The following is a 23,586-nucleotide window of genomic DNA, read 5'->3' on the forward strand; positions in this document are numbered from 1 at the left end:
CTCTCATCTTACCATGGTTTTCGGGTGGGCAAAACATCTGCCTAAAGAACCAGTCTTGCGAATGTCCCGCTTTTTGAATTTAACGACTTATTATCTGACCGTGCTCATAGGGCTATCAAAGTAGTTAGAAAATTAGTATAATTACTGTTGGTAGATAAATATTTTTGGGGGGTTTTTTTTCATGATAAAAACAAGGTGGTTGTGGTTAGCGATGTTCTTAATGCTGACCATGATTCTGGGAGCATGCAGTAGTGGTGAAGGAGAGACGAGTTCAGGCAGCGGCGATGGCGAAGGTACCGATGGGTCTGCTGACAGTGAACAAGTTTTAAATATCATAGAAAGTGCAGAAATACCGACGATGGATTCATCTTTAGCTGCAGATGCTGTAACGATGCAGTGGCTGGCAACAACGACGGATGGACTGTATCGCTTGGGGGAAGGCGCCGAGCCTGAACCGGGAATTGCTACAGATCACACTGTGAGTGAAGATGGCCTGACTTGGACGTTCACATTGCGTGAGAATGCAAAATGGTCCAATGGAGATCCCGTTACTGCGCATGATTTCGTGTTTGCATGGCAGCGGGCGGTTAATCCAGATACGGGGTCTGAGTATGGACCTTACATGATGGGCGGCGTGATCAAGAATGCTGCTGAGATCTCTAAAGGCGAAATGTCAGTGGAAGAACTAGGGGTTAAGGCTTTAGATGATTTTACCTTGGAGGTTACGCTTGAAAAACCGACACCGTATTTTGAATCAATGACTACATTTGGGACGTTTCTTCCTTTAAACCAGGACTTTGTTGAAAAACATGGAGATGATCATGGTCTTGAAGCAGACACAGTCCTTTCTAACGGACCATTTAAGCTTACTGAATGGAAGCATGGACAGAAATTTGTACTCAAGAAAAATGAAGATTACTGGGATGCTGATCAAGTTAGATTGAAACAAATTAACGTCAGTATTGTAAAAGAAACAGCCTCTGCAGTTAATTTATATGAAACAGGCAAAGTGGACAGGGTGAATTTAACCTCGGAATTCGTGGATGAATACCGTACTTCTGAGGAATTTCGTATCATAGAAGAACCGACCGTCTTTTATCTTAAATTAAATCAAGAGCATGAAGTTCTTTCTAACGTCCATGCACGGAAAGCTCTGCAGCTCGCTATTGACCGTAAGAGTATGGTGGATGTTATTTTGAATAATGGTTCAATTCCAGCGGGCGGAGTAGTCCCAGCAAACTTTGCCAAGCATCCGGAAACAGGTGAAGATTTCCGGGAAATAAATGGCCCTCTAGTAGAAACAAATCTAGAAAAAGCACAAGAGCTGTGGGCTAAGGCTAAAGAAGAATTAGGAGTTGAAAAGGTAGAATTAGGTTATATTGGGGGAGACACGGAAGTATCCCAGAAGCTTGACGCTTATATTAAGAATCAACTCGAACAGCTGGAAGGGCTGACGATTGACGTTGAAAGTATTCCTTTCCAAGTAAAACTAGAACGTGACAAAACGATGGATTATGACATCCAAAGTACCGGATGGGCACCTGATTACATGGACCCGAATACGTTCTTAAATATATGGATGACGGGCGGCGGAAACAACAAAACCGGCTATGCTAGTGAAGAATATGATGCGTTAATAGAAAAAGCTGGCACTGAACTGGCTCAGAAACCTGTGAAGCGCTTTGAAACATTTCTTAAAGCAGAAAAAAAGCTAATTCAGGAAGACGCAGTTCTTGTACCTCTATACCAACGTGCTATGGCTCAGCTTAAAAAACCTTATGTAAAAAATGTTACAGCGAACCCAATGAGTCCGGATTATACGTACAAATATGCGTATATAGAAGGTAAATAGGAAATTGTCCAACTAAAAGGTCCCGGTTATGCCTTCATAGCCGGGATCTTTTTGTTTTATTGGCAATGGAGTAGAAGTTGAAACGCCACAAAAGCTTTTATACGGTGTTAATAGTACTTAACTGCTTAGCTTCAGTTTCTTTAATAACGCAACTCTGTTATATGGTATATTTATAGATAGGTAGTTGTTCAAAATTGAATAGGGTGTCGGCTAGCCCCATGTCAGAGGAAAAAGGGGGTGACGCCATGAGTGTATTTGAAGCCTTGACGGTAATGATCACTTTTAGTTCTCTAATTGTGAGCATAATTGCTGTTGTTGTAGCGATTATACACCAAAAAAAATAGACTCCCTATTCTTGGCAGAAACGGGGTGAGTCTATTTTTTCTTAGCTGATCCCTATTGGACACTATCTACATGGGGGCACAGTCGCAAGCTGTGGTCCCTTTTCTTATGTGTATCCTATTTCTAATCGTATTATACCATGATTTTAACAAAAGATAAATTAGTTAGAAATTACACAGCTTGGGAAACGATTTCAAACGTTCTTAGAATAATTGCCTATACATGAAGGCGCAGTCCTCATACTAATACAACAAAAAGTTCTCGGTTATGATTCTATAGCCGAGGTCTTTTTGTTAGCAATGGAGAAGAAGTTGAAACGTAATCGGCTGACAATCGTATAATGAGTAATAGGAGATTAACTGTTCGGAAAAGGGCTGCTATAAACAGCCTTAGGGAAGAATTAGGCGGAGTTAGGGTCGAATCCGATAGAGTTAGGGGACAATCACTAGTTGTTAAGGAACAATCCCGCCGAGTTAGGGAACAATCATTCAGAAATGTAGCTGAAAGAGGGGAGAATGATCATGCCGAATTGTCAAAATTGTGGTCGTAACTGGAGCTGGAGACAAACATTCAAGAGGTCTCTTTCATTCAGAATCTCAATGGATTGTCCACATTGTAAGGAAAAGCAATACATAACGTCTAAAGTAAGAAAAAGGAGTAGTCTCATCCCATTCCTTACTGCACCAATTATTATGCTCTCCGTTTATTTGGACTTTTCTACGGTTGCTTCATTTAGTATCCTAGCTGGAATGCTAATCTTGCTGATAGTTTTTTACCCATTTATGATCGAACTATCGAATGAAGAAGAACCAATCTGGTAGAAAAATAAGTTTAGTTTTACAGGAGTTAATTAGGGATTAAAAGATTTTCAGCGGATAATATGTGAAACAGAAACGTTATTCCCTGAGCAGGCAGGAGGAACATATGAATCATTCAAGTATAGTGCATGAACAAAGGGAGAAGCGGCCAAATATATTTTGGTGGATAAATATCATTGTAGATTATATACTAGGATTTATTTTAGCTGCCCTCCTAATCATTGGACCTTTTATTTTGTTAATACAATTAAAAAATTTTTCAGCTGCGCTGCTGCTGGTTACGGTACCAATTGGCTTATGGATACTGAAATGGTTCCTAAATAAATTAGGAAAAAGAGTGTGGCATGGCCGCCATAGGTCTTATTTTAAGCTTGAAAGAAATAAACTCACCTATGAAGAATCAAACATAGAAACTCGCTCATTAAAAAAAGATACGGTCTCATTTGAGTCGATCCAATATATTGTCTCATCTTTATTTATATTAGAAGATAATCATGTTTTTGCAGCATCAGAGACAGGTAGGATATCACCTTTGAACATAGGATCAATTCTCTATATTGTTTACCTGAAAGACGGTCATTATCAAATGACAAAGGTACCATTTTACCCTGATGAACGATCGATAAATATCTGGCTAGAGACCTTCCAAGAGCGTAGTATTCCTTTATACTATACTGATCTTTTGCTGTATAACGATAGTGAAAAAGAACGATTAGCCCTTTTTGAAGATGATGATATCCTTGTCCCGTACATGTATGAACAGTCTTGGGAAGAAGAAATCTACAGCTTAAAAAGTAAATGGGAAGATAGATTTGAACATGTACAATCATAAGGTTCGATTAAAGTTGGGGTGTAGCTCCCCAAAAATTAATTATTAAGATATGAAAAATTGTGCCTCACCCCACTAACTAATAAAGGAGGGCAGGGCACAGTTTGTCTTTTTATTGAGTTTGTGTCTCCTTACACCATTGCAAAATAAACGCCGCAATCGTTTTAGTCGTCGTTTTAAGGCTGGCTAAATCAACATATTCATTAGGTCCATGCATGTTAGCGCCGGATGGTCCATAACAAGTTGCCGGAATCCCGAACTCTTCAAAGGAACGAATATCGGTGGTGGCGGTAAAGGCAATAGATTCTAACTCTTGATTGGTCGTAAGTCTATGACCTTCCGCAAGACTGTTGAATAGATCGCTGTCTGGGGAGGTAGAGAATCCTGGTGCACTAAATCCGTAAAAAGATACGTCTGGCGGGGTTTTCTGCAGCCATTCTTCCTTTTCAGCAGCCGTCAAGATCCACTCTTTGACTTCCGCCTGGATATCAGCTGGATTCTGGTCGGGGTAGAAACCGACTCTAGCTTCAATGGTACATTCTGAAGGAACATTTGAAGCCCAGTCTCCCCCTTGGATGATGCCGGTATTTACGTTTAACGGGTGGGGATGATCGATGAAATCACGATGTTTAGGTCGAGCATTAATATACTCTCTGTATTCGTCAAGCGACTGGATTAAATAAGCAGCTTTGTTAATGGCGTTATGAGCTTTCTCAGCTCGCTCTACGTGGGCGCCTGCTCCTTGAACGGTGATTCTCACCCATAGCACGCCTACTTGTCCTTTAATGGCACGATGCGCTGTCGGTTCGGGAATGAGGGCACCATCAGCCGTGAATCCGGCGTCCAGCAATGCTAAAGCGCCATTACCTGTGCATTCTTCTTCAATGACCGTTTGAATTTGAAGGTCTGCTCCCAGTTGAATTCCAGCCTGCTGAAGCGCTTTAACAGCATAGATCATCGCAGCCACACCGCCTTTCATGTCCAGCACTCCACGACCATACATGCGGTCATCAACCGTTACCGGGGAATAAGGATCATGCTCCCATAGATGTTCAGGTTCAGCACTGACGACATCAATGTGCCCCTGAAGGATTAGGCTTTTACCGGTTTTAGGCTGATCCGTTTTCCATTCTCCAACCACAGAAGGCCGTCCATCATACGACCACTCTGGATGACCATAATTTTCATAGGAAGATAGTTTCTCAAGGTCTGGTTCAATAGAGGTCGTTTCTAAGTTCATTTCCTCTAAATGCTTCAGGATAAATGATTGAATCTCTTGCTCATTCCCTAACGTGCTCTTAAAGGAGCCGAGGGTTTTTAAAAAGAGCTGTGCCTCGTTCCATAACTCATCAATCGTTTCATGAACTCTTTTCACTGATTCTGCTTGTACTTGTGCGATTTCTTGTTCTTTCATGTAAAACTCCTCCCTTTCATCGGATTTATTTTCATGAATAATATGAAATTTCACACTATTATTCTACCTTACATGCGTTGACTATTAAACTAGAATCTTGCTTGTTTATTTCAGAAAGCCACTGTTTGCAGTACTTGTTGTGCACATGTTTCATAGGCAATTCACATACGCTGATTAAAAGGGAGACCGCCAAATGAGCACACAGTACGAATCAATTTGGACGAGTTTTCCCTGAAAACCTGTTATAGTAAAAGAAATAAGTTTGAGGTGAAAATATGGATGCAAAAACGATCCTAAACAAAGTACAACAACATACTCCAGCTATACTTGGCAGCCGAAATTTTACCAAGTTTTCTATCTTACTGCCCTTAATTCAAAAAGATAACGAAACACATGTCCTGTTTGAAGTTCGTTCCAGGCAGTTACGCAGACAGCCAGGTGATATTTGTTTTCCAGGAGGAAAAATTGACCGGCAGGATACCTCAGAGGAAGCTGCTGCCCTAAGGGAGACGAGAGAAGAATTGGGAATTGAGGAAGTGGATATTTCTGATATTTTCCCATTAGACTATATGGTTTCTCCGTTTGGAATGATTGTCTATCCTTATGCCGGATGTATTGATAATCTTGAATCGATTAAGTTGAATCTGGCAGAAGTGGAAGACTACTTCACAGTTCCTCTTTCTTTTTTCATGGAGAACGAGCCGCAAATTCACAAGGTGGACTTTGAAGCGAAACCGGGGGAAGATTTTCCGTTTGACCTCATTGTCGGGGGAGAGGACTACGATTGGCGTACAAGGCAAATCGATGAGTATTTCTATCTTTATGAAGATAAGGTAATTTGGGGGCTGACTGGAAAAATTCTTGCTCATTTTGTGGAAATGGTACGGTAAAAGAATCTTCCTTGCAGAGAAGCTTAAGAGAATGCTAAGACGGTATTCAATGCTTTGAATAGGTTGCGGAACAGAGAGAAGGTGACTTCAATGCAGTGTTGAAGTCACCTTTTCTAAGTTTGGAAAATGGTTTTCATGAATGGAGGGATGATGTACCGCTGAATTATTGATGGTTTGTCTCGAGAATCAATTGGAGATGTCCAATTGTACTGAAAGTTTTGATATAATCAGAGGACAGTGTAATAAGGCTAATTCATGGGTGGTGGCTCACTTCCCTTTTTAGAAAGGGGGTGATGCCTGATGACAGTATTTGAGACTTTGTTTCTTATGATCTCGTTTGCGACGTTAGTTGTTGCCATATTGACAAAAAATAACCACCCTAGCGCCTAGCAAGCATTTAGGGTGATTATTTTAACACTCCAATGTGAGCCGCCCCCTTGAAGGGCTATTACACTTAGGCTGAATGGTGTTGGTAGCACCGTTCAGTCTTTTTTATTGTATGATTCTCTACACTTAGTATACCTTATTTTGCAAAGTAATTAAACATGTAGTTTCAAAGCCTCAATTGTATTCAACTATGGTTTAGGCGGAGGACTTTTAACCATCCCCGAGTTAATTGCTTCCCACAAATAAAGGGAAACGATGGAGTTATAGGGCGTCCATTTTTCGTAAAAATAATCTAAATTCAAGGACTCATCCTTATCTAACTCATACAGCCATCTGATCGAATTCTGAATGCTGACATCTCCATACGATAGAACATTCAATCGTCCCAGTGTAAAAATGAGAAACATTTCGGCTGTCCATTTACCAATTCCTTTTATATTGGTGAGAATCGACACCACTTCCGCATCTTCGAGGGTGTGAATATGGGAGAAGTCTACTTCCTTCGCTAGATGTTTTTGAGTTAACTCCCTGATATAGCGTATCTTCGGCCTGGAAACCCCAGCACTTCGTATTTGATCGTCATTAAGGCTGTCTAATAACTCCGGCTGCAGATTGGGCCAGACGTATTCGAGTCGTGTGTTGATCGTGTGGGCTGCTTTTAGGGATAGCTGCTGACCAACGATTTGTTTCACAATGGATTGGTAATAATCGTGCTTTAATGGGATTTTAATCGAGTTTATTTTTTTCATCAAACGGTGTAATCTTGGATCGATTTGTGATAAGTGTTTGACTCTTTCATCCTCTGATGTAAAGTACAGTACATCGATCGTAACCATCCCCGTTCTATTTGACCTGCTCGTGCTTCTATTATCCATTATACATATTTCACGAGGGGCAAACCAGGTAGGTGGCTGTCATTTATGGTCAATCTGAATTAGTAAAATGGGATTGTTCGAAAATGAATTTGGGCTGCCTTGCATACATTGAGTATTAGCAGAGATATTGAAGACCAAAATTCAATGATAGAGGTGGGGGCTGCCTATGAAGTCAGGTTATCGTTATTGGAGGGAAGAGGAACAAGTCAAGGCCATTTTCGATCGAACCATGAATTACAGGTATTTGTTGGAATGTGTGTTTGATGATAGCAAGGACAGGATCATGTTTGTGATGCTCAATCCTAGCACCGCTGATTCAGATATCTGTGATACTACACTAAACAGGTGTGTTAATTTTACGAAGAGTTGGGGCTATGGAGGTATGTATATCGTCAATTTGTTTGCATTGGTTTCTAAAAGTCCAGAAATCCTACTCACCCATAGGGACCCTGTAGGTGTCGAGAATGATCGATACATTCTCGAGGCTGCTGAGAAATCGAAGACGATTATTTTGGCGTGGGGAGAAAAATTCACGTCGATTAGAAATCGGAAAGTCGAGGTTCTGCAGATGTTACAGGGATACAATCTCCACTGTATTAAAAAAACGAAAAACGGCAAACACCCACGTCATCCTCTGTTTCTTAAAAAAGACCTCACTCCCATTCCATTTTAAAAAGCAAAAGACCAGTTCCCAAGCATGGCTCGTTTAGGAGCTGGCCTTTTCGAATGTTTTTAAGCAGGCTATAGTCCTTCACAAACCAGGCCGTCTCCTTCACCGTCTAAACGGTGGGGATCAGCATCGGGCCCTCCGGCAGCTTCGAAAAAATTCTGTGCTTGCCGCTGGGTTGTAAAATCACCGCAATCGCGGTCAGGACCATTAGGATCGTAGTTCAATTCTGGGTTCGGATCTGCTTTTTCTGTTGATTCTTCATAGTGATATCCGTGATTATGATCAACATGCGCGTATCCAGGAATTGACCATACTCCGATCCCCGCCATTCTTGCCGGCTTCTGGGCTTCGTGAAACTCGTCGAGCATCGTAAGGTCATTGTACAGATAAGCTGTTCGTGCGAGCCCTTTCCGCAAAAGCTTCTCCTGAATTGTTTCCCCGTTGATAAATACGTAGGCGAGCAGCCGGCCGTAATGATCACGTTCTTCTTTACCGACTTCGATTCTAACCTTTTCTCCGGTAAGTTTTTCTTTTACAAACTGTGAGGCCTCGGGTCCGAACGGTTGGACAGGCTTTGAGGGATGAACGGTTTCGGGTGTGTCGATCAACAGTAGTCGGACATCTTCGGTTTTTCCATTCATAGAGACTTCAAGTGTATCTCCGTCTACCACCCGGGTAACGGTAGCGTTCGTTTGAGTAGACTGATTATTGTTGTTTTCTTCAGGGGTAGGAGTTTGTTTTTCTTTTTCCTCATCACTGGTTTGGACAGCTTGTTGAGCTTTCGCATCGCTTGAGGGCTCCTCCGATGTTGGTGTGCATCCAATGAGTGAGACAGATAATACAGCCATGATTGCAACGCTTTTTTTGCATGAAAGTGGAGTCGTCAAAACGGCAGCGCTTCCTACTATAAGGATGAGCAGTGAAATAAGTGAGATAAGAGACATGCTGATCCTCCTTGTCTTCCCAAATAATAATAGATCCGCAAAAGATATTCCTTTTATGTAAAATTGATAAGGAAGGGCAATGCATGAACTAGAATATCGTAAAAAGACACTGCGGTAAATGCTCCAGCGGAGTAAAATACTTTTGACGAAGAATGAAATGAAACATATGATATAGAATCAGATGGTTTCAAGACACCAAAGAGGGTGTCTTTTTCTGTATAATTGAAATGGAAACCGAAAAAATTTGCGGATAGAAGGTATTCACATTGAACAGTAGTAAATTTAAAAGCTTTCTAATCAAAATCGCTATTCTTCTAGGGATAGCTGGCTTCTTATTGCTTATAAATAAATTTTATTTCCATATCCAACCAAAAGATGTTAAAAGCTGGGCAGACGAGCTAGGGGCGTGGGGGCCCTTTGTATTCATGCTGCTTTTTCTCATTCGTCCGTTCACTTTGATTCCGTTATCCATTATTGCTGTCACATGCGGGGTAACGTTCGGTCCTGTTTGGGGAACGGTGTATATCCTAATGGGGACTACCCTGGGTGCTTTGGCCTCTTTTTATGTGTTAAGGCGGTTCGCCACGGAAATTGATATTGAAGGGCAAGGCAGGGAGAACTTGAGGCGGTTAAAGGAAGATGTAGAGAAACAGCAATTTAAAACGGGATTGATGCTTCGCCTCCTGCCCGCTATTAACTTTTACTTGCTGACTTACATTTTTGCAAAAACACGCCTAAAGGGATCTAAACATCTAATAGCGACAGCAGTAGGGATGTTGCCTAGTTCTATTATGTTAGGAGTATTCGGCTCAGGACTCCTGGCCTTTAAACCTGTAAATTTGCTTGTCCTAGCCGGGATTATAATTCTTTTGACTATTTTGGCCCTTCTGATGAAAAGGAATATTGGCGATCGCTATGACACGGAAGAGTTAAAAGCTGAAGTGAAAGAGCTAAGGAAAAGCTTTTAATGAAGGAGGGACGGGAGTACAGCCTCTTTCTTATTTACCCGGAACGTTTCCATGCGATTGAATTGATCATTAAGACGACCGGTTTCACGTAGGAGCCGGTCTTTTTTGTAGAAATAAAATTACATATTCTTTATAAGATGTTAAAATAAGGTAAATCACGTTTCGTTTCACTTCAAGCCTGGGAAACACTTTTTATAGAAGAGGGATAATTGATTTCTCTTCAAAAATTTACACGGAGGTGGAGTAAGATGGCTAACAATCAGACGTACAAGACAGGTGAAAAAGCACCAGAAAGCGGCAAGTACAAGGTGAAAAGTCTAGTCAGTGGCGGTTCTTCTAATCAAGATGACACGGAAGTCAAGGTAGAGGAAGGAGAGCAGCTTCCCCCTTCTCCGTCTAGTAATGAAGCCGCTCATTGGGTGAAAGTTTCTTAATCGTTTAAAAATGTGTACAAGTGCCTGGGTGAAGGGAAGAATCTTCAACCAGGCATTTTTTGAAAGAATCAAATCTTCCTATCATTATTACAAGAAAGGGTGATTAACAATGGCTATATTGAAAGAATATATGACTCCCACCGTTGAATGTAGTAAGTCTTCCGATGGTTCGAACACCATAGCAAAACAGATGGAAGAAGAGAATATAGGGTTTATTCCGGTTGTAGAAAACGAAAAATATGCTGGGGTTGTAACAGATCGCGATATTGTTGTGAAAGGATTAGCTAAAGGGTCGGCTGAAAATGTGAAAGCTGAAGACATTATGACAGAGAACGTAGTAACAGGCTATCCTGATATTGAGGTAGAAGAAGCAGCTCGGTTAATGCAGGATCATCAGATCAAGCGTCTCTTAGTAGTAAAAGATGAAGCGGTCCATGGGGTGGTTACACTAGGTGATCTAGGAGTTGAGAATGCAGGACAAGTTGCCGGGGATATTGTAAGTGAAGCCTCTAAAGGTCAAAGTAATAACTAATCTTGCTTAAATAAGAAGGAGTGGACATATGTCTGCCAATAAGAAAAAACAAAGCAAGGAAGATTCAGCTGAACAAGAGTTGAAAAAGAACGATCCTGAACGAGATCTCAGCCCACAGCGTGAAGATAATTCCAAGCCAAAAAGAAAGTAATGAGGATAGGGCGGAAGCTTCTGGGATAAAACTGGAACTTCCGCCCAAAATAATCTTATCTAAATATGGACACAAGGAGAAAAACAATGGATAAGAATATCGTAATGCACACCGAACATCGAGACTCCCCTTTACCTCAAGGTCCCTGGATTATGACACAGAAATGGGAGCACTTATTGTTCATGCATTTGCCAGTTTCAAAAGAAATCATGGCACAACATATCCCGCAAGGATTGGAATTAGACACTTTTGAGGGCAAGGCGTGGATCACGATTATTCCGTTTAAAGTAAGTGATATGCACATGAGGAAAATGCCGCCCATCCCCTTTTTGAAATCTTACTTAGAACTAAATGTGCGAACTTATGTAAAGCATAACGGGCTTTCCGGTATTTATTTTTTTAGTCTCGATGCTGATAAAATTCTTGCTGTATTAGGGGCCAGGTTAACTACACTTCCCTACTATTGTGCTAACATGACACTGAACGAAGAAAGGGTAGGAAACTTTCACTTTCAAAGTGCCCGTAAAGGTGAGTCTAATGTTGCTTTTAAAGGGAGCTATCGACCCAATTCGACGTCTTATTACCCGGGAAATAAAAGTTTGTCGTTTTGGCTGTTGGAAAGATACTATTTATGGACCGTGAAAAATGGGTCGCTTTTCAGAGGTGGCATTCATCATAAGCGGTGGAAGGTACACAACGCAGAGGCAGCTGTTGAGGAGTTTTATAACTTGATCTCCTTTCTGCCCAAAGGTGTTTTGAGTGAAAAACCTCTTTTTCATTATGCGCCCTCCCAGCGCGCGCTATTTTGGCCTGTTAAAAAGACCGAGTGAAGGAGCTCCCGTAATTCAAGGGTGTGGAAGCTCTTTTTTTTATTGGGAAATAAATGTGTGTTGAGTGGGTTCCGGTAAGGTGAGATCGCTCGCCGATACAGTGGGGCGCTCATCAAAGCAGAGGAATCGCTCGGCGAAACAAGAAGATGCTCCTCAATAGAGAGAAATCGCTCCTCGATACAAAGAAGAGCCGCACCCATACTTAGCGAATAGCACGGAGGCGGATCAAGCTTCAATGTCTTTATCTTAATTGCTGCTCGGCGAACTCACGGTACAAGTTATGAGATTGAACCAGTTCATGATGGGTCCCGATCCCCGTAACTTTTCCTTTTTCGATAAAAACGATTTGATCAGCGTTAACAATCGTTGATAAGCGGTGAGCAATAATGAAAGTTGTTCGTCCTTCCATGAGTCGTGTTAAAGCGTGTTGGACCATTCTTTCTGACTGACTGTCGAGGCTGGCCGTTGCTTCATCCATCATCAGGATTTTCGGATTTCTAAGAAAAGCGCGGGCGATGGCTATTCGTTGTCGCTGGCCGCCTGAGAGCATGATCCCTCGTTCGCCAACTTCGGTATTCAGCTTTTCCGGAAATTCATTAATAAATTGTTCAGCAAACGCCATCCGAGCCACTTCCCACAATTTCTCATCGGAAATCGCATCAGGATTTTCTAATCCGTAACAGAGGTTTTCACGTATCGTCCCTGCCATCATAGGGCTGTCCTGGGAAACATAACCGATCTGTCTCCTCCATGAATTCATTGATAGTTCCTTAATGGGGGTAGTGCCGATTGTGATATCGCCTGATGTTGGTTCGTAAAAACGTTCCAGTAAACCAAAGAGCGTCGTTTTGCCGCCGCCGCTTGGTCCGGCGAAGGCCACCATCATGCCTGGCTGTACATTGAAAGAGATGTCTTCTAATATTTGATCTCTGTCGTTATAGGAAAAGGAGAGGTCCTTAACATGAATGGGAAGGTTAGTGATGTCGATTGATTTACCCGTTTGGCCGACTTCCACATCCTCCTCCAGAATCTCAATGATTCTTTCAGTAGCGCCTGTCGCTTTTTGCAGCTGAGTGAAGAACATTGTGAACGACGTGATGGGAAAAATGATCTGAAACAGGTAGAGCAGGAAGGCTACCAAAGATCCGGTTGTCATCGTTCCGTCGGCCACCCGAATGCCGCCGTAACCGATGATTACAACCATTACGGCCATGATCACGAGGTACATGAGAGGGCCGATCAAGGCAAATATTTTTCCCTCTTTTAACCCGAAGGAAAGCAGTGTGTTGATGCCAGTTATTCCTTTTGTTTCATCGAATTTTTCCGCATTAGAGGCCTTCATTAATCGAATTTCACTAAGAGTTTGCTGAATGCTGCTTGTAAAACTAGCTGTTTCATCTTGCAGGCCGCGGGATATTTTCGCCATCTTGCGGCCAAGCGGGATCATAATCAGCGTTGTAACCGGAACCGAAATCAGCATAATTAAGGTCATTTTCCAGTCCATAACAAGGAGAATAGTAATGGCACCGATAATTGTAATGATGCCTGTAATAAACTGCGGGAAGTGCTGAGAAATTAAGTCTTTCACAATCCCTGTGTCATTCACAACTCGGCTGACCGATTCACCGCTTGTTTTTCTATCAAAATAACCCACAGGCAAGCGAATCAGCTTAAACCACATCTTCTCCCTTAATTTCGCCACGATCGTTTGCCCCACATAAGCTAGGGCATATGTAGAAAACCCATCGATCACCGCCTGAATTATGAAAACGGCGCCAATGAGGAGGATAAGGGTGATACTTAACGAATCTACGGAAAAGCCATCGACCATTTCACGGGTTAGAAGGGGGATAGTGAGGCCCACCACTGTCGTAAGAAGGCTTCCGATCAACCCCATCGTCAAGGCCAGTTTTGGAATTTTAGTTGAAAGAATGAGGGATATAAAAGGTTTAAGGCTGCTCGTCTTCTCTTGTTTCATAACATAAACTCCTTTAATCAAAAAATCGAGTATGGACTCTTTCTATACAATGTCCATTGTTGATCTTCATGTATACATCACTACTATACCATTCATAGCGATAAATGAAGATATAACATACCTCACCAGATATAATAGTGGGAATAGACCTAATGACCCAAAACACGAATATTAAATGTAAATTTATAAAAAATGTTCATGTTTTCGTTGATTACAGCTTTGGTATTTGCTATAGTAATACCGTATTCATCTTAAATATCATTACTCGTATATGCTCGGTAATAAGGTCTGAGCGTCTCTACCACGTTCCCATTGAAAGAACTGGACTACGAGTTAAAGTAGTTGGCAGCGCCCTCTTGCTGCCGCTGAACATTATGGTGTAATGGCCACTATGTTTATACATGCTTTGACTCTCAAAGGTCTGGAAGGTAGAAGTTATTTACCTTCCAGACCTTTTTTATCAGGGACGAAAACGTCGAGTAGATTAAACACCAAGAGGAGGAATAGTTTATGAACAACAACATGCTGTACAAGTACGTGAAAGGGGCACTTATCGCTGCCTTCCTATTGGCGGTTCTGGCAGGCTGCTCATCTTCTTCACAATCTACAGCGGCGCAGCAAGAAGAAACGCAAACGCAGCAGCCGATTTTAATTGAAGGGCCAATGCCGATCGAAATTGAGAAACTTCGCGAGAAACTGGACAATGTAGAAAAAGAAACATCTGGGACTTTTGAATTTTACAAAGGTACAATCGATGATTATCCTGTGATCCTTGCGAAAACGGGCAAAGGAATGGAGAATACAGCGGCCGCCACTGCTGTAGCCATTGAAAGATATAACCCAATTGCTATCATCAATCAAGGAACATCTGGTGGTCATGATCCAGCCTTACATGTGTTTGATATAGTGCTAGGAAAAAGAACGGTAAACATTGGCTCATTGAAGACAGGTCAAAGAGAAGATGGGGAAGGGATCGCTCCAAAGGAATGGAAGCCGATGGATTTAATGGCATCTGAAGGAAGTGCAGGGGAAGACCCTGATGCGGAGAATATCCGTTACTATGAGGGCAATCCGGATCTTCTGGCAGCGGCTAAGGCTGTGAAAGACCAATACACGAAAGGAAAAGTGGTCGAGGGGACGATCGGTTCCGCAGATGTCTGGAATAATGAAGTGGACCGCATTCAATGGTTCCATGAGAAATACGGAACATCTGTTGAAGAAATGGAAAGTGCTTCAGCTGCCCAAATTGCGAAAGCTTATGAGGTTCCGTTCCTGGCGATCCGAATTCTTTCCAATAATAAAACGAATGGCGGGGAATACAACCCGAATACAGCTGCGGCAAATCAAGGCTATGTTTTGGAAGTAGTGAAACAATATATTTCGACACGATCAAGTGGAAAATAGTGTGACGATTGCCTTTAGCTTTGCTTGGGTGTAAAAAACGTAATCATCATTATGAAATCAATGGGCTTTCCCAATAAGTTGGGAAAGCTCTTTTTAATTTTTTGTAACTTCTTCTGTTATAACCTCTTCCTAAGCGGGTAAACGATTTGGAGGCACCATGAAGGTAGAGAAACAACAGAGGAGGATTCGATGAATAGCAAGAAATTAATAGATTACAAAATATTTGTGCCTGCATTAATAATTATAATTGGAATCAGCATACCTTTTGCCTTATATGAGGAAGAGTCATTGGCCATGCTGAATTCTATTTTTGCCTATATAGTAGAAGTATTCAGCTGGGGATATCTTTGGTATGGAATTATTCTCGTTGGTGCAGGGTTGTATTTATCTTTTTCTAAATATGGTCAGGTCGTGCTCGGGGACCCGAACGAAAAACCTGAGTTTTCATTCTTTGAATACGCGTCAATCCTGATTGCGATGGGGCTCGGTTCGACGATAATGCGAACAGGAATGCTGCAATGGACGTCGGTTGCGAACGATCCTCCCATCGGAGTAGAACCGGGTTCTGCAGAAGCACTCCTGTGGGGGAACGCCTACAGCATGTTTCTATGGGGGTTCCAGGTTTTCGCTATTTTCGTAATGGCCGCTCCGGCAATGGGATATATTCTTCATGTTAAAAAACGACCGTTGATGAGAATATCTGAAGCTTGTCGAGTCATCTTCGGTGATCGTTTTACAGATGGATGGGGAGGAAAAGCGCTCGATATCCTATTTTTAATTAGTATTCTGGCAGGTGCAGCCGTAACGTTAGGGCTGGGTACGCCGATCATTACCCATAATTTATCTAACCTGCTAGGCATAGAAGTGAACTTTGGCATGACCATCATTGTCACAGTCATTTGGGTGTTATTATTCTCAATCAGTGCCTACTTAGGCATTGATAAAGGGATCAAACGGTTAAGTACACTTAATATGTATTTAGCAGGACTTTTCGCTTTATTTATTCTAGTAGCCGGCCCTGGTGTGTTTATATTAAGCTATTTTACGGACACTGTTTCATTTCTATTATCGAACTATGTAACTATTTCTTTAAACACAGAGTCTGTGCATCAAGGTCAAACTACTCACATGCAGAGCAATACCGTGTTCTGGTTTGCCTATAGTGCCACATGGGCCATGCTTCACAGTGTATTCGCTGCGAAAATTTCAAAAGGCAGAACGATCAAAGAAATGATCCTCACTTATCTGCTGGCGCCAACACTGCTTTCCTGGGTAGCTACAGGCGTACTCGGCGGCTTAGGAGTGCACAGGTATCTCACGGAAGATGCCTCAATCTTGCAATTTGTTCAGGAAGAAGCACGAATGGCAGCCATCCCAGAGATCTTGTCGACCCTGCCATTTGGGGCGGTCTCGATTGTTATCTTTATGATTGTTGCCCTTATTTTCTTAACGACTACACTTGATTCTACTACATTCACGGTAGCGGCTTATACCAGCACGCGGGATATGAGTAAGCAGGAACCCCCGAAAACGCTGCGTGTTGTGATTTCTGCCGTGATTACAGTTGTTGCTCTCGTTCTGATGCGGATTGGCGGATTAGCACCGTTAGAAGTTGTTTCAGGACTGATGGGACTGCCGATCATCTTTATTCAATTTCTCTTGATTTACGCGGCGAAGCGGATGATGGATGAAGATCAGGCCTGGAAATATAATATTAGAAAAAAAGAATAAGAAGCATAGCCTCTCATTAGTGCTGACTGGTGAGGGGCTTTATTTTTTTGAATAATCACGAAACTTTATCACCCCTCGAACGTATTACTAAAAAAGCTGTACGATCAACCGCTGCCAATTGTATAAAAAATCTTAGTCACATTGTGGGGAGAGGGAACTATGGAACATGTAATCACCGTTGAACATGTATCGAAGTCCTTTGGCCAGGTGCAGGCTGTGCAGGATATTTCGTTTTCGGTACAAAAAGGGGAAATCTTTGGGATTATTGGTCCGAACGGGGCAGGGAAAACGACAACGCTCGAAATGCTTGAAGGGATAAGTAAGCCGACACAGGGAAACATTGATGTACTTGGGCTTAACCCCAGCAAACATCTCAGGGAGTTAAACAAACGGATTGGCGTGCAATTTCAGTCGACGGCGATCCAGAAGAAGATGCAAGTAAAAGAAGCATTAAACCTGTTCTCATCTTTCTATGAAACACCCACCCAGAAAAATTACCTGATTGAAATATTAGGATTAGATGAAAAAATGGACGCCCGCTTTGAAGATCTATCTGGCGGCTGGCAGCAGCGTGTGACGCTTGCACTGGCGACCTTGCATAAGCCAGAGCTGCTATTTCTGGATGAGCCGAGTATGGGACTTGACCCTCATGCGCGCAGGGAAATGTGGTCGTTGATCCGATTGCTGAGAGAGCAAGGATCAACCATAGTGATGACGACTCATTATATGGAGGAAGCAGAGAAACTTTGTGATCGTGTCGCTATGATTTATCACGGCCAGCTGAAAGCACTGAATACACCTGAAGCGTTATTACAGCAAATCGCAGGGCAGTCCCTCGTTGTCGAAAGCGATAAGCTAGTCTATGACGATTTGCTTGCATTGTCTGGTGTTGTGCGGGTTGAACAAGAAGGCGAGCGGTATACTCTGTTTAGCGATAACCGGCAGCAGACAGCTTATCACTTGTTTCATTACTGCCAGGATAACGAAATCCCGCTTTCAGACTTCAAGTTTGAAAAAGGATCACTAGATGATTTGTTTATTCATTACTTGGAAAAGGGGCAATAAGATGAAAGCCATTATCAGACTTTCAGCCATAGAAACCAAAATGTTTTTCAGGGATCGCCTTAACGTGTTCTGGACGTTTTTATTCCCGGTCGCCATGATTTGGCTCTTCGGTTCTATGTTTGTGGGAGGTGAATTGAGCGGCCTGGCTTTTGCAGAAATGTTTGTTCCTTCATGGATTGGTGTTAACATCGTTACCACCTCGTTCTTTACCCTTGGCACCGTATTAGCAGGGTACCGTGAAACAGGTGTGCTGAGACGCTATCAGTCTACCCCGCTCCAGCCCTGGAAAATCCTTGCCGCCCATACGTTTCAGGGCACTGTAATTTTCTTTATATCGGCCTTGCTGCTCATGGTGTTCGGCATGCTCATGTATGATCTTACCCTTCCAGACTATATTTGGAGTACGATCCTTGGGTTGGTCATTAGTATTCTGGCCTTTTTCCCATTCGCATTGTTTGTGACCTCCCTTGCTAAAAACACACAGGCTGCTGCAGCCATCAGTGCCTTATTTCTGAACTTGATGCTATTTTTATCTGGAGCGACGTTTCCACTGGAATTCATGCCCACTGTCCTTCAATATGCCGCCAAGGCTTTGCCGCTTTACTATGTCATTCAATTATTGCGCGGAACATGGAATGAAGCTCCCATTATGGAATACGGCTTGGAAGTCAGCGTTCTGATTGGGATAGGGGTTGTTTCTACCATCCTGGCCTCACGTTTTTTCCGTTGGAGCGAAAAGTAATCAGGGATTCAAGATTACTAGTTATGAATATTTCGAAATTTTGAAACCTCCTATGGTCTAACTTCGTATGAAACAGTAGACATAGAAATAGGAGGCTATTGTTTTATGGAGCACTACGGACTGCCGCCCTGGTTTTGGCTGAAATTGATTACGATCCTTGGTGGCGTTGCGATGATTATCGGGGGAATTCCAGCCATCCTGCGATGGAAAATGGGCGCCGATAAAAAGAAGTGGTTTTCCTATAATCACCTTAACGAATTTCACAAAAAATGGGATTGGACATTACGAAATGGTTTTGTAATGTCCTTGATTGGATGCTTTATCATATTTCCGGGTCAGAACCTACTCTTGTTTCTAATTTCGATGTTGTTGATCATAAGTCAGTTTGGTTTGCAGGCCTATGTGGAGTGGAGGTTTATGAAGAATCGTGTCAATTACAAGGTGTCCCTTGTAGAGATTTGTTTAAGCAGTATGGTGGTTATTGGAGTATTGCTTTGGCTTGAATAGGAAGTACTTGGATATTGATGTTTGCTTCATGCTATACTAAATGTAGAACAGAATTTTCCAAATGGGGGTCGCGGCCATGGGTGCTTTCTCAGCTTTCTTACTTATTATAGTAGCTGTTGTAGTGGATTTCTTTTGGATTGATGTTGATCGAAAACGCTGGGGCTGGATGAAGAATTGGTCTAAGTTTAACAAGGTACTATTTTTCTCGGGGTTTATAGCAGTTTCCCTCATCATTTATGTTGGGGTAAGTCTCGAATACTTGTAACGAAGGTATTATCTTTGATAATGCCTTTTGTATTGTTGAGCTCAACCAGTACACTGGTATGGGGCGGGAGGGATTTTTTTGAGTTGGTTATTGTGGTTGACGATTGCTTTTGCAGGAATTGGAATTATTGTTCACTTGGCAACGAGAAAGGTTCAAAATAAGTCAAAAAAAGGTAAAGTGCAATCTTCCATATGGGCCACGGTAGGTGTGATTTTATTTGGTGTTTGGTTTTTTACCAAATAGTCTTTATAAAATATGAATGATGAAAGAGATGCATGATCAGCATTCAATTTCTACATAATATAGTTTCTAATCATGATTATTGCCCGGTTATCTGTTAAATTGGTAGAATAGTACGTGCTGTAAGTGGAGGTGGTAGCATGAACAGTGATATTGTATTTTATTCGACAACATTCATAGGACATCTAGTTGCTTTTAGTTTAGCATTAGTGATATTTTCTACGACATTCTTTCAAAGAAAAAAAAGAAGCTACTGGATATTATCTGCTATTATAGTGTTTAATCTATACACATTGATCATTGGTTTTGAATTTTCAGCTTTGATGGGAATCGGATTCTTAATTATTGATTTTTGCATAGCGGTCGTGACATACGGGGCAATGCGAATGAAAGTAGCGAAAGCCCGTCAAAGGAAAAGAGAGCGAACGGCTAATAAAGCACGTTCGTCAAAAAGGAGCTTGTAGATCAAGCTCTTTTCTTATGAGTTTTTTCAAAAATTCCTTTACCTTTACGCCGCGTCAACCTCTATAGTAGGAGAAGGAAGAGAGGATGATAGCTTTTGAAAATTACTGAAGCGGCCAAAACACTACATACTACACCACGAACCATTCGATTTTACGAAGAACAAGGATTAGTGAAGCCGCGAAAAGGTGAAAACGATTATCGGTATTATGAGGAAACAGATTTATGGAAACTGCAAACGATTTTGGCATTACGAGAAGTAGGGATGTCTACCGGTCAAATTAAAGAAGCGTTGGAGGGCGAGGTTAATCGTGAAGCCTACTTAAACCTGCAACGCTCGGCTTTGTATGAGGAATGGCTGCAAATCAAGGATATGATTACAACTATTGATGAAATGCTGTCTAAACAAAAGGAAACGACACTTACGACTGACGATGTCTTTACGTTGGCGCATCAGCTTAAAGTGACGAAACAAATGCTAAAAAACTGGAAGGATCAATGGAACTTTGATGAGCAGGCAAAAGAGTACGACCAAAGTATCAAAACGACTGGCTATCGTTTCAATGTCCACGAGCATTACCAGGAGGCCCTAACGAAGGTGAGTGAATTAATCGAGGCTGCTCCCGAAGAATGGGGAGTAGATATTGGTACGGGAACAGGTAATTTAGCCGCTAGATTCTTAGAAAATGGAGCAAATATGATTGGGGTGGATCAGTCTGAGGAAATGTTAAAAGTCTGTTCACAAAAGCATCCTAAGATGGATTTGCGTCACGGCCATTTTCTGTCATTGCCAGTCATGGATCATCAAGTTAATTTTGTGGTTTCCAGTTATGCCTTACACCATATTCCTGATCAGGAAAAGGAATTGGCGCTGGCCGAAATGGATCGTGTATTAGCGGAGAATGGCCGCATTGCCATTGCTGACTTGATGTTTGAAAATAAGAAAGAGAAGGATCGGACGCTGGCCTTGTATGAGCAGGAAGGGAATCAAGAAGCAGTTGAGGCGATTCAAGATGAATTTTATGCGGATCGTTCCATACTTATTGATTGGTTTGAGAAACAAGGATATGCTGTTGAAACCTTGCAATTAAATGCTATTTTGCATGTTTTGTATGCGGAAAAAAGAAACATATAATATGACAAAGGAATGATACTGCAAGAAAGGGGCGCGATTCTAAAATAGTAAATCGCGCCCCTTTCTTCAAAAAATTCTATTATTGTAACAAACACTTAACAAAATGGTAGCCTATTGTTATTTACTTCATGGCAATTCCCTGTTAGATTGTATAATTATTATCCAACTTTATAGCTGCATTAGGAGGTTAATTATGTTTAATCAACAACAAGAACTATTAAAAAAGGGTTGGTTTTTCTTTACAGTAGCTGCAGTTTTATTATGGGCAAAAACTTATTTCGCCCTTCATATAGCATTTACACTAGATATTGAGAATGCAATTCAACAATTTATTATAATCATTACGCCGTTCAGCTCTATCCTATTTTTCTTAGGGCTATCGCTCTTTTTCAAACCGAAGCGTCGAAATAAAGCGTTCATGACGATTTATTTCTTAATGTCCCTGGCTCTTTATGCAAACGTAGTGTATTACAGGTTCTTTAATGACTACATTACACTTCCTGTTCTTATGCAATATAAGAACTTCGGTGACTTGGGTGGAAGTACCAAGGCGTTGATTCATCCAATGGACTTGCTTTATTGGATTGATATTGTCATTTTAATTACATGGTTGGTCGCTAAGAAGGTTCGTCCAGCTATGGAATTCCGTAGAAAAACAATAGCCATGATTTTTGCTGCATCTCTAGGATTTGCCGTTGTAAACCTAGGTTTAGCTGAATTGGAACGACCACAATTGCTTGTAAGAACGTTCGACCGTGCAAAACTTGTTAAATTGCTAGGAATCTATAATTATCATATCTATGATACGGTCATGACTGCAAAAACGTCCTCCCACCGTGTCATGGCAGACAGTAATGAACTGTCTGAAGTCTTAAACTACGTGAACTCACAGCAAGGAAAAATGGGTGCCAAAGGGAAGTACTTTGGAAAAGCGGAAGGAAAAAATGTTGTGCTTATTTCCCTTGAATCTACCCAGAATTTTGTCATCGATCGTAAATTAAATGGACAAGAAATCACACCATTTTTAAATGACTTGAAAGAGGATAGCTTTTACTTTAGTAATTTCTATCATAATACAGGCCAAGGAAAAACATCCGACTCAGAGTTTATTATTGATAACTCCATGTACGGACTAGATCGAGGAGCCGTATTTACGACGAACGCAAATAACGAGTATAATGCGACTCCTGAGATTTTGAAAAATGAAGGGTACACACCTGTAAGCTTTCACGGTAACCATGCAAGTTTCTGGAACCGTGATGTGATGTATCAAAGCCTTGGATATGACCATTACTTCTCTAAAAAAGAGTATAATGTGACCGAAGAGAACTCCGTAAACTATGGTTTGAAGGATATTCCTTTCTTCGAACAATCCATGCCGATGCTGAAAGGGTTAGAAGAGCCCTATTACGCGAAGTTCATCACGATGACGAACCATTACCCATATATATTGGACAATGAAAATATGAAAATGATTGACCCTGCCAATACAGGTGATGGGTCTGTCGATCGCTATTTCCAGACCGTACGCTATATGGATGAATCGATTAAGAAATTCTTCCAGATGATGAAGGAACAAGGCGAATATAAAGATACCATTTTTGTCCTTTACGGAGATCACTATGGGATTTCTGAAAACCATAACCGTGCCATGAGCGAGATTCTTGGAAAAGAAATCCGTCCATTCGAACACATTCAATTACAGAAAGTGCCTTTGATCATTCATGTTCCAGGAATGGAAGGAAAAGAGATGGATACTGTTGGCGGACAGATAGATGTGAAGCCGACTATCTTAAATCTTCTAGGTGTTGAACAGAAAAATGATGTCCAGTTCGGTACAGATCTGTTAAATAAAAACCGTAAGAGTGAAACAATCCTTCGTGACGGAAGTGTTGTAACGGACAAGTATGTATATGCTGCACAACAAAACGTCTGTTACGAAAAAGAAACGGGAGAAGAAATCGCTTCTAAGACTTGTGCACCGTTAAAAGAAAAAGCCGAAACAGAACTTGGCTATTCTGACAAAGTTGTTTATGGTGACTTGTTGAGGTTCAAGGATAGTGAAAAAGAGGAAAGTAAGAAAAATAAAGATAATGAGGATGCGTCTTATTAACACAGTTG

At 41.6% G+C, this 23,586-nt stretch carries 26 protein-coding genes and 1 riboswitch; of the genes, 22 read left to right on the plus strand and 4 right to left on the minus strand.

The window, feature by feature from the left end; translation table 11 throughout:
- The first annotated feature begins 181 nt into the window (after positions 1–181).
- The 4 genes from G6R08_RS14460 to G6R08_RS14475 all read left to right on the plus strand — a co-directional run bounded on the left by G6R08_RS14460 (position 182) and on the right by G6R08_RS14475 (position 3,844).
- A complete protein-coding gene (locus G6R08_RS14460; RefSeq protein ID WP_163528825.1) occupies positions 182–1,852 on the plus strand; it encodes a peptide ABC transporter substrate-binding protein in 1,671 nt (556 codons plus the stop codon).
- 245 nt (positions 1,853–2,097) lie between these two features.
- Positions 2,098–2,196, plus strand: coding sequence for a putative holin-like toxin (locus tag G6R08_RS22495; protein ID WP_163528826.1), 99 nt, complete (start codon positions 2,098–2,100; stop codon positions 2,194–2,196).
- 519 nt (positions 2,197–2,715) lie between these two features.
- Positions 2,716–3,015 carry a TIGR04104 family putative zinc finger protein gene (locus tag G6R08_RS14470; protein ID WP_163528827.1) on the plus strand — a complete coding sequence of 100 codons (300 nt, stop codon included), beginning with the start codon at positions 2,716–2,718 and terminating at the stop codon, positions 3,013–3,015.
- Between the two features lie 103 nt (positions 3,016–3,118).
- A complete protein-coding gene (locus tag G6R08_RS14475) occupies positions 3,119–3,844 on the plus strand; it encodes a 6TM ABC transporter family protein (protein WP_163528828.1) in 726 nt (241 codons plus the stop codon).
- Between the two features lie 109 nt (positions 3,845–3,953).
- Here the strand turns inward: G6R08_RS14475 and G6R08_RS14480 are convergent, their stop codons facing one another.
- Positions 3,954–5,255, minus strand: a complete 1,302-nt coding sequence (locus G6R08_RS14480; protein WP_163528829.1) for an ArgE/DapE family deacylase — start codon at positions 5,253–5,255, stop codon at positions 3,954–3,956.
- Positions 5,256–5,530: 275 nt separating this feature from the next.
- Between G6R08_RS14480 and G6R08_RS14485 the strand changes: the two genes are divergently transcribed.
- Together G6R08_RS14485 and G6R08_RS22500 are read left to right on the plus strand one after the other, a co-directional pair.
- Entirely contained in the window at positions 5,531–6,145 is a 615-nt protein-coding gene (locus G6R08_RS14485) for an NUDIX hydrolase (protein ID WP_163528830.1), read from the plus strand.
- Between the two features lie 300 nt (positions 6,146–6,445).
- Positions 6,446–6,535 (plus strand): putative holin-like toxin, encoded by a 90-nt coding sequence (locus tag G6R08_RS22500; RefSeq protein ID WP_420810404.1) that lies wholly within the window; start codon positions 6,446–6,448, stop codon positions 6,533–6,535.
- Between the two features lie 185 nt (positions 6,536–6,720).
- On the opposite strand, the gene G6R08_RS14490 is transcribed toward G6R08_RS22500, so the two are convergent.
- Positions 6,721–7,407: a DNA-3-methyladenine glycosylase family protein gene (locus tag G6R08_RS14490; RefSeq protein WP_163528831.1), complete on the minus strand. Its 687-nt coding sequence runs from the start codon at positions 7,405–7,407 to the stop codon at positions 6,721–6,723.
- 166 nt (positions 7,408–7,573) lie between these two features.
- Here G6R08_RS14490 and G6R08_RS14495 point away from each other — a divergent pair, with 166 nt between their 5' ends.
- Positions 7,574–8,080, plus strand: coding sequence for a DUF1643 domain-containing protein (locus G6R08_RS14495; protein WP_163528832.1), 507 nt, complete (start codon positions 7,574–7,576; stop codon positions 8,078–8,080).
- 68 nt (positions 8,081–8,148) lie between these two features.
- Here G6R08_RS14495 and G6R08_RS14500 read toward each other — a convergent pair whose 3' ends face one another.
- Positions 8,149–9,021: a thermonuclease family protein gene (locus tag G6R08_RS14500; protein ID WP_240339730.1), complete on the minus strand. Its 873-nt coding sequence runs from the start codon at positions 9,019–9,021 to the stop codon at positions 8,149–8,151.
- A 266-nt stretch (positions 9,022–9,287) separates the two neighbouring features.
- Here G6R08_RS14500 and G6R08_RS14505 point away from each other — a divergent pair, with 266 nt between their 5' ends.
- The 5 genes from G6R08_RS14505 (at position 9,288) to G6R08_RS14520 (ending at position 11,936) form a co-directional block, all read left to right on the plus strand.
- Positions 9,288–9,989, plus strand: a complete 702-nt coding sequence (locus G6R08_RS14505; RefSeq protein WP_163528833.1) for a TVP38/TMEM64 family protein — start codon at positions 9,288–9,290, stop codon at positions 9,987–9,989.
- A gap of 248 nt (positions 9,990–10,237) precedes the next feature.
- On the plus strand, positions 10,238–10,423 hold the full coding sequence (locus G6R08_RS14510) for a YjzC family protein (protein WP_163528834.1): 186 nt from the start codon (positions 10,238–10,240) through the stop codon (positions 10,421–10,423).
- Between the two features lie 109 nt (positions 10,424–10,532).
- The gene (locus G6R08_RS14515; RefSeq protein WP_163528835.1) at positions 10,533–10,955 is read left to right on the plus strand and encodes a CBS domain-containing protein; all 423 of its coding nucleotides are present in this window, start codon (positions 10,533–10,535) and stop codon (positions 10,953–10,955) included.
- Positions 10,956–10,983: 28 nt separating this feature from the next.
- Positions 10,984–11,106, plus strand: a complete 123-nt coding sequence (locus G6R08_RS22300; protein WP_275897937.1) for a hypothetical protein — start codon at positions 10,984–10,986, stop codon at positions 11,104–11,106.
- Positions 11,107–11,192: 86 nt separating this feature from the next.
- Positions 11,193–11,936 carry a YqjF family protein gene (locus tag G6R08_RS14520; protein ID WP_163528836.1) on the plus strand — a complete coding sequence of 248 codons (744 nt, stop codon included), beginning with the start codon at positions 11,193–11,195 and terminating at the stop codon, positions 11,934–11,936.
- A 241-nt stretch (positions 11,937–12,177) separates the two neighbouring features.
- Here the strand turns inward: G6R08_RS14520 and G6R08_RS14525 are convergent, their stop codons facing one another.
- Positions 12,178–13,914, minus strand: a complete 1,737-nt coding sequence (locus G6R08_RS14525; RefSeq protein ID WP_079526091.1) for an ABC transporter ATP-binding protein — start codon at positions 13,912–13,914, stop codon at positions 12,178–12,180.
- Between the two features lie 245 nt (positions 13,915–14,159).
- Positions 14,160–14,263: riboswitch (purine riboswitch) on the plus strand.
- Positions 14,264–14,424: 161 nt separating this feature from the next.
- Between G6R08_RS14525 and G6R08_RS14530 the strand changes: the two genes are divergently transcribed.
- The 10 genes from G6R08_RS14530 to G6R08_RS14575 all read left to right on the plus strand — a co-directional run bounded on the left by G6R08_RS14530 (position 14,425) and on the right by G6R08_RS14575 (position 23,578).
- A complete protein-coding gene (locus G6R08_RS14530) occupies positions 14,425–15,318 on the plus strand; it encodes a 5'-methylthioadenosine/S-adenosylhomocysteine nucleosidase (RefSeq protein ID WP_163528837.1) in 894 nt (297 codons plus the stop codon).
- Between the two features lie 189 nt (positions 15,319–15,507).
- A complete protein-coding gene (locus G6R08_RS14535) occupies positions 15,508–17,049 on the plus strand; it encodes a BCCT family transporter (protein ID WP_163528838.1) in 1,542 nt (513 codons plus the stop codon).
- Positions 17,050–17,208: 159 nt separating this feature from the next.
- Positions 17,209–18,114 (plus strand): ABC transporter ATP-binding protein, encoded by a 906-nt coding sequence (locus tag G6R08_RS14540; protein ID WP_163528839.1) that lies wholly within the window; start codon positions 17,209–17,211, stop codon positions 18,112–18,114.
- Between the two features lies 1 nt (position 18,115).
- Positions 18,116–18,856 (plus strand): ABC transporter permease, encoded by a 741-nt coding sequence (locus G6R08_RS14545; RefSeq protein WP_163528840.1) that lies wholly within the window; start codon positions 18,116–18,118, stop codon positions 18,854–18,856.
- Between the two features lie 105 nt (positions 18,857–18,961).
- Positions 18,962–19,363 (plus strand): DUF4181 domain-containing protein, encoded by a 402-nt coding sequence (locus G6R08_RS14550; RefSeq protein WP_163528841.1) that lies wholly within the window; start codon positions 18,962–18,964, stop codon positions 19,361–19,363.
- 76 nt (positions 19,364–19,439) lie between these two features.
- Complete coding sequence (locus G6R08_RS14555) at positions 19,440–19,628, plus strand: hypothetical protein (protein ID WP_163528842.1); 189 nt, start codon at positions 19,440–19,442, stop codon at positions 19,626–19,628.
- 78 nt (positions 19,629–19,706) lie between these two features.
- The gene (locus tag G6R08_RS14560) at positions 19,707–19,871 is read left to right on the plus strand and encodes a hypothetical protein (protein WP_163528843.1); all 165 of its coding nucleotides are present in this window, start codon (positions 19,707–19,709) and stop codon (positions 19,869–19,871) included.
- A gap of 137 nt (positions 19,872–20,008) precedes the next feature.
- Entirely contained in the window at positions 20,009–20,332 is a 324-nt protein-coding gene (locus G6R08_RS14565) for a hypothetical protein (RefSeq protein ID WP_163528844.1), read from the plus strand.
- A 95-nt stretch (positions 20,333–20,427) separates the two neighbouring features.
- On the plus strand, positions 20,428–21,465 hold the full coding sequence (locus G6R08_RS14570; RefSeq protein WP_163528845.1) for a MerR family transcriptional regulator: 1,038 nt from the start codon (positions 20,428–20,430) through the stop codon (positions 21,463–21,465).
- Between the two features lie 193 nt (positions 21,466–21,658).
- Positions 21,659–23,578, plus strand: a complete 1,920-nt coding sequence (locus G6R08_RS14575) for an LTA synthase family protein (protein ID WP_163528846.1) — start codon at positions 21,659–21,661, stop codon at positions 23,576–23,578.
- Positions 23,579–23,586: the final 8 nt, after the last annotated feature.

The organism is Halobacillus ihumii, from assembly GCF_902726645.1.
GTDB lineage: Bacteria > Bacillota > Bacilli > Bacillales > Halobacillaceae > Halobacillus_A > Halobacillus_A ihumii.

Excerpts from the sequence above, each read along its gene's own strand:
- G6R08_RS14500 (WP_240339730.1), bottom strand. The coding sequence starts at position 9,021 with ATGTCTCTTATCTCACTTATTTCACTGCTCATCCTTATAGTAGGAAGC.
- G6R08_RS14480 (WP_163528829.1), bottom strand. The coding sequence starts at position 5,255 with ATGAAAGAACAAGAAATCGCACAAGTACAAGCAGAATCAGTGAAAAGA.
- G6R08_RS14525 (WP_079526091.1), bottom strand. The coding sequence starts at position 13,914 with ATGAAACAAGAGAAGACGAGCAGCCTTAAACCTTTTATATCCCTCATT.
- G6R08_RS14470 (WP_163528827.1), top strand. The coding sequence starts at position 2,716 with ATGCCGAATTGTCAAAATTGTGGTCGTAACTGGAGCTGGAGACAAACA.
- G6R08_RS14490 (WP_163528831.1), bottom strand. The coding sequence starts at position 7,407 with ATGGATAATAGAAGCACGAGCAGGTCAAATAGAACGGGGATGGTTACG.
- G6R08_RS14540 (WP_163528839.1), top strand. The coding sequence starts at position 17,209 with ATGGAACATGTAATCACCGTTGAACATGTATCGAAGTCCTTTGGCCAG.
- G6R08_RS14555 (WP_163528842.1), top strand. The coding sequence starts at position 19,440 with ATGGGTGCTTTCTCAGCTTTCTTACTTATTATAGTAGCTGTTGTAGTG.
- G6R08_RS14575 (WP_163528846.1), top strand. The coding sequence starts at position 21,659 with ATGTTTAATCAACAACAAGAACTATTAAAAAAGGGTTGGTTTTTCTTT.
- G6R08_RS14460 (WP_163528825.1), top strand. The coding sequence starts at position 182 with ATGATAAAAACAAGGTGGTTGTGGTTAGCGATGTTCTTAATGCTGACC.
- G6R08_RS14520 (WP_163528836.1), top strand. The coding sequence starts at position 11,193 with ATGGATAAGAATATCGTAATGCACACCGAACATCGAGACTCCCCTTTA.
- G6R08_RS14510 (WP_163528834.1), top strand. The coding sequence starts at position 10,238 with ATGGCTAACAATCAGACGTACAAGACAGGTGAAAAAGCACCAGAAAGC.
- G6R08_RS22300 (WP_275897937.1), top strand. The coding sequence starts at position 10,984 with ATGTCTGCCAATAAGAAAAAACAAAGCAAGGAAGATTCAGCTGAACAA.
- G6R08_RS14565 (WP_163528844.1), top strand. The coding sequence starts at position 20,009 with ATGAACAGTGATATTGTATTTTATTCGACAACATTCATAGGACATCTA.
- G6R08_RS14515 (WP_163528835.1), top strand. The coding sequence starts at position 10,533 with ATGGCTATATTGAAAGAATATATGACTCCCACCGTTGAATGTAGTAAG.
- G6R08_RS14485 (WP_163528830.1), top strand. The coding sequence starts at position 5,531 with ATGGATGCAAAAACGATCCTAAACAAAGTACAACAACATACTCCAGCT.
- G6R08_RS14535 (WP_163528838.1), top strand. The coding sequence starts at position 15,508 with ATGAATAGCAAGAAATTAATAGATTACAAAATATTTGTGCCTGCATTA.
- G6R08_RS14495 (WP_163528832.1), top strand. The coding sequence starts at position 7,574 with ATGAAGTCAGGTTATCGTTATTGGAGGGAAGAGGAACAAGTCAAGGCC.
- G6R08_RS14545 (WP_163528840.1), top strand. The coding sequence starts at position 18,116 with ATGAAAGCCATTATCAGACTTTCAGCCATAGAAACCAAAATGTTTTTC.
- G6R08_RS14475 (WP_163528828.1), top strand. The coding sequence starts at position 3,119 with ATGAATCATTCAAGTATAGTGCATGAACAAAGGGAGAAGCGGCCAAAT.
- G6R08_RS14530 (WP_163528837.1), top strand. The coding sequence starts at position 14,425 with ATGAACAACAACATGCTGTACAAGTACGTGAAAGGGGCACTTATCGCT.
- G6R08_RS14550 (WP_163528841.1), top strand. The coding sequence starts at position 18,962 with ATGGAGCACTACGGACTGCCGCCCTGGTTTTGGCTGAAATTGATTACG.
- G6R08_RS22500 (WP_420810404.1), top strand. The coding sequence starts at position 6,446 with ATGACAGTATTTGAGACTTTGTTTCTTATGATCTCGTTTGCGACGTTA.
- G6R08_RS22495 (WP_163528826.1), top strand. The coding sequence starts at position 2,098 with ATGAGTGTATTTGAAGCCTTGACGGTAATGATCACTTTTAGTTCTCTA.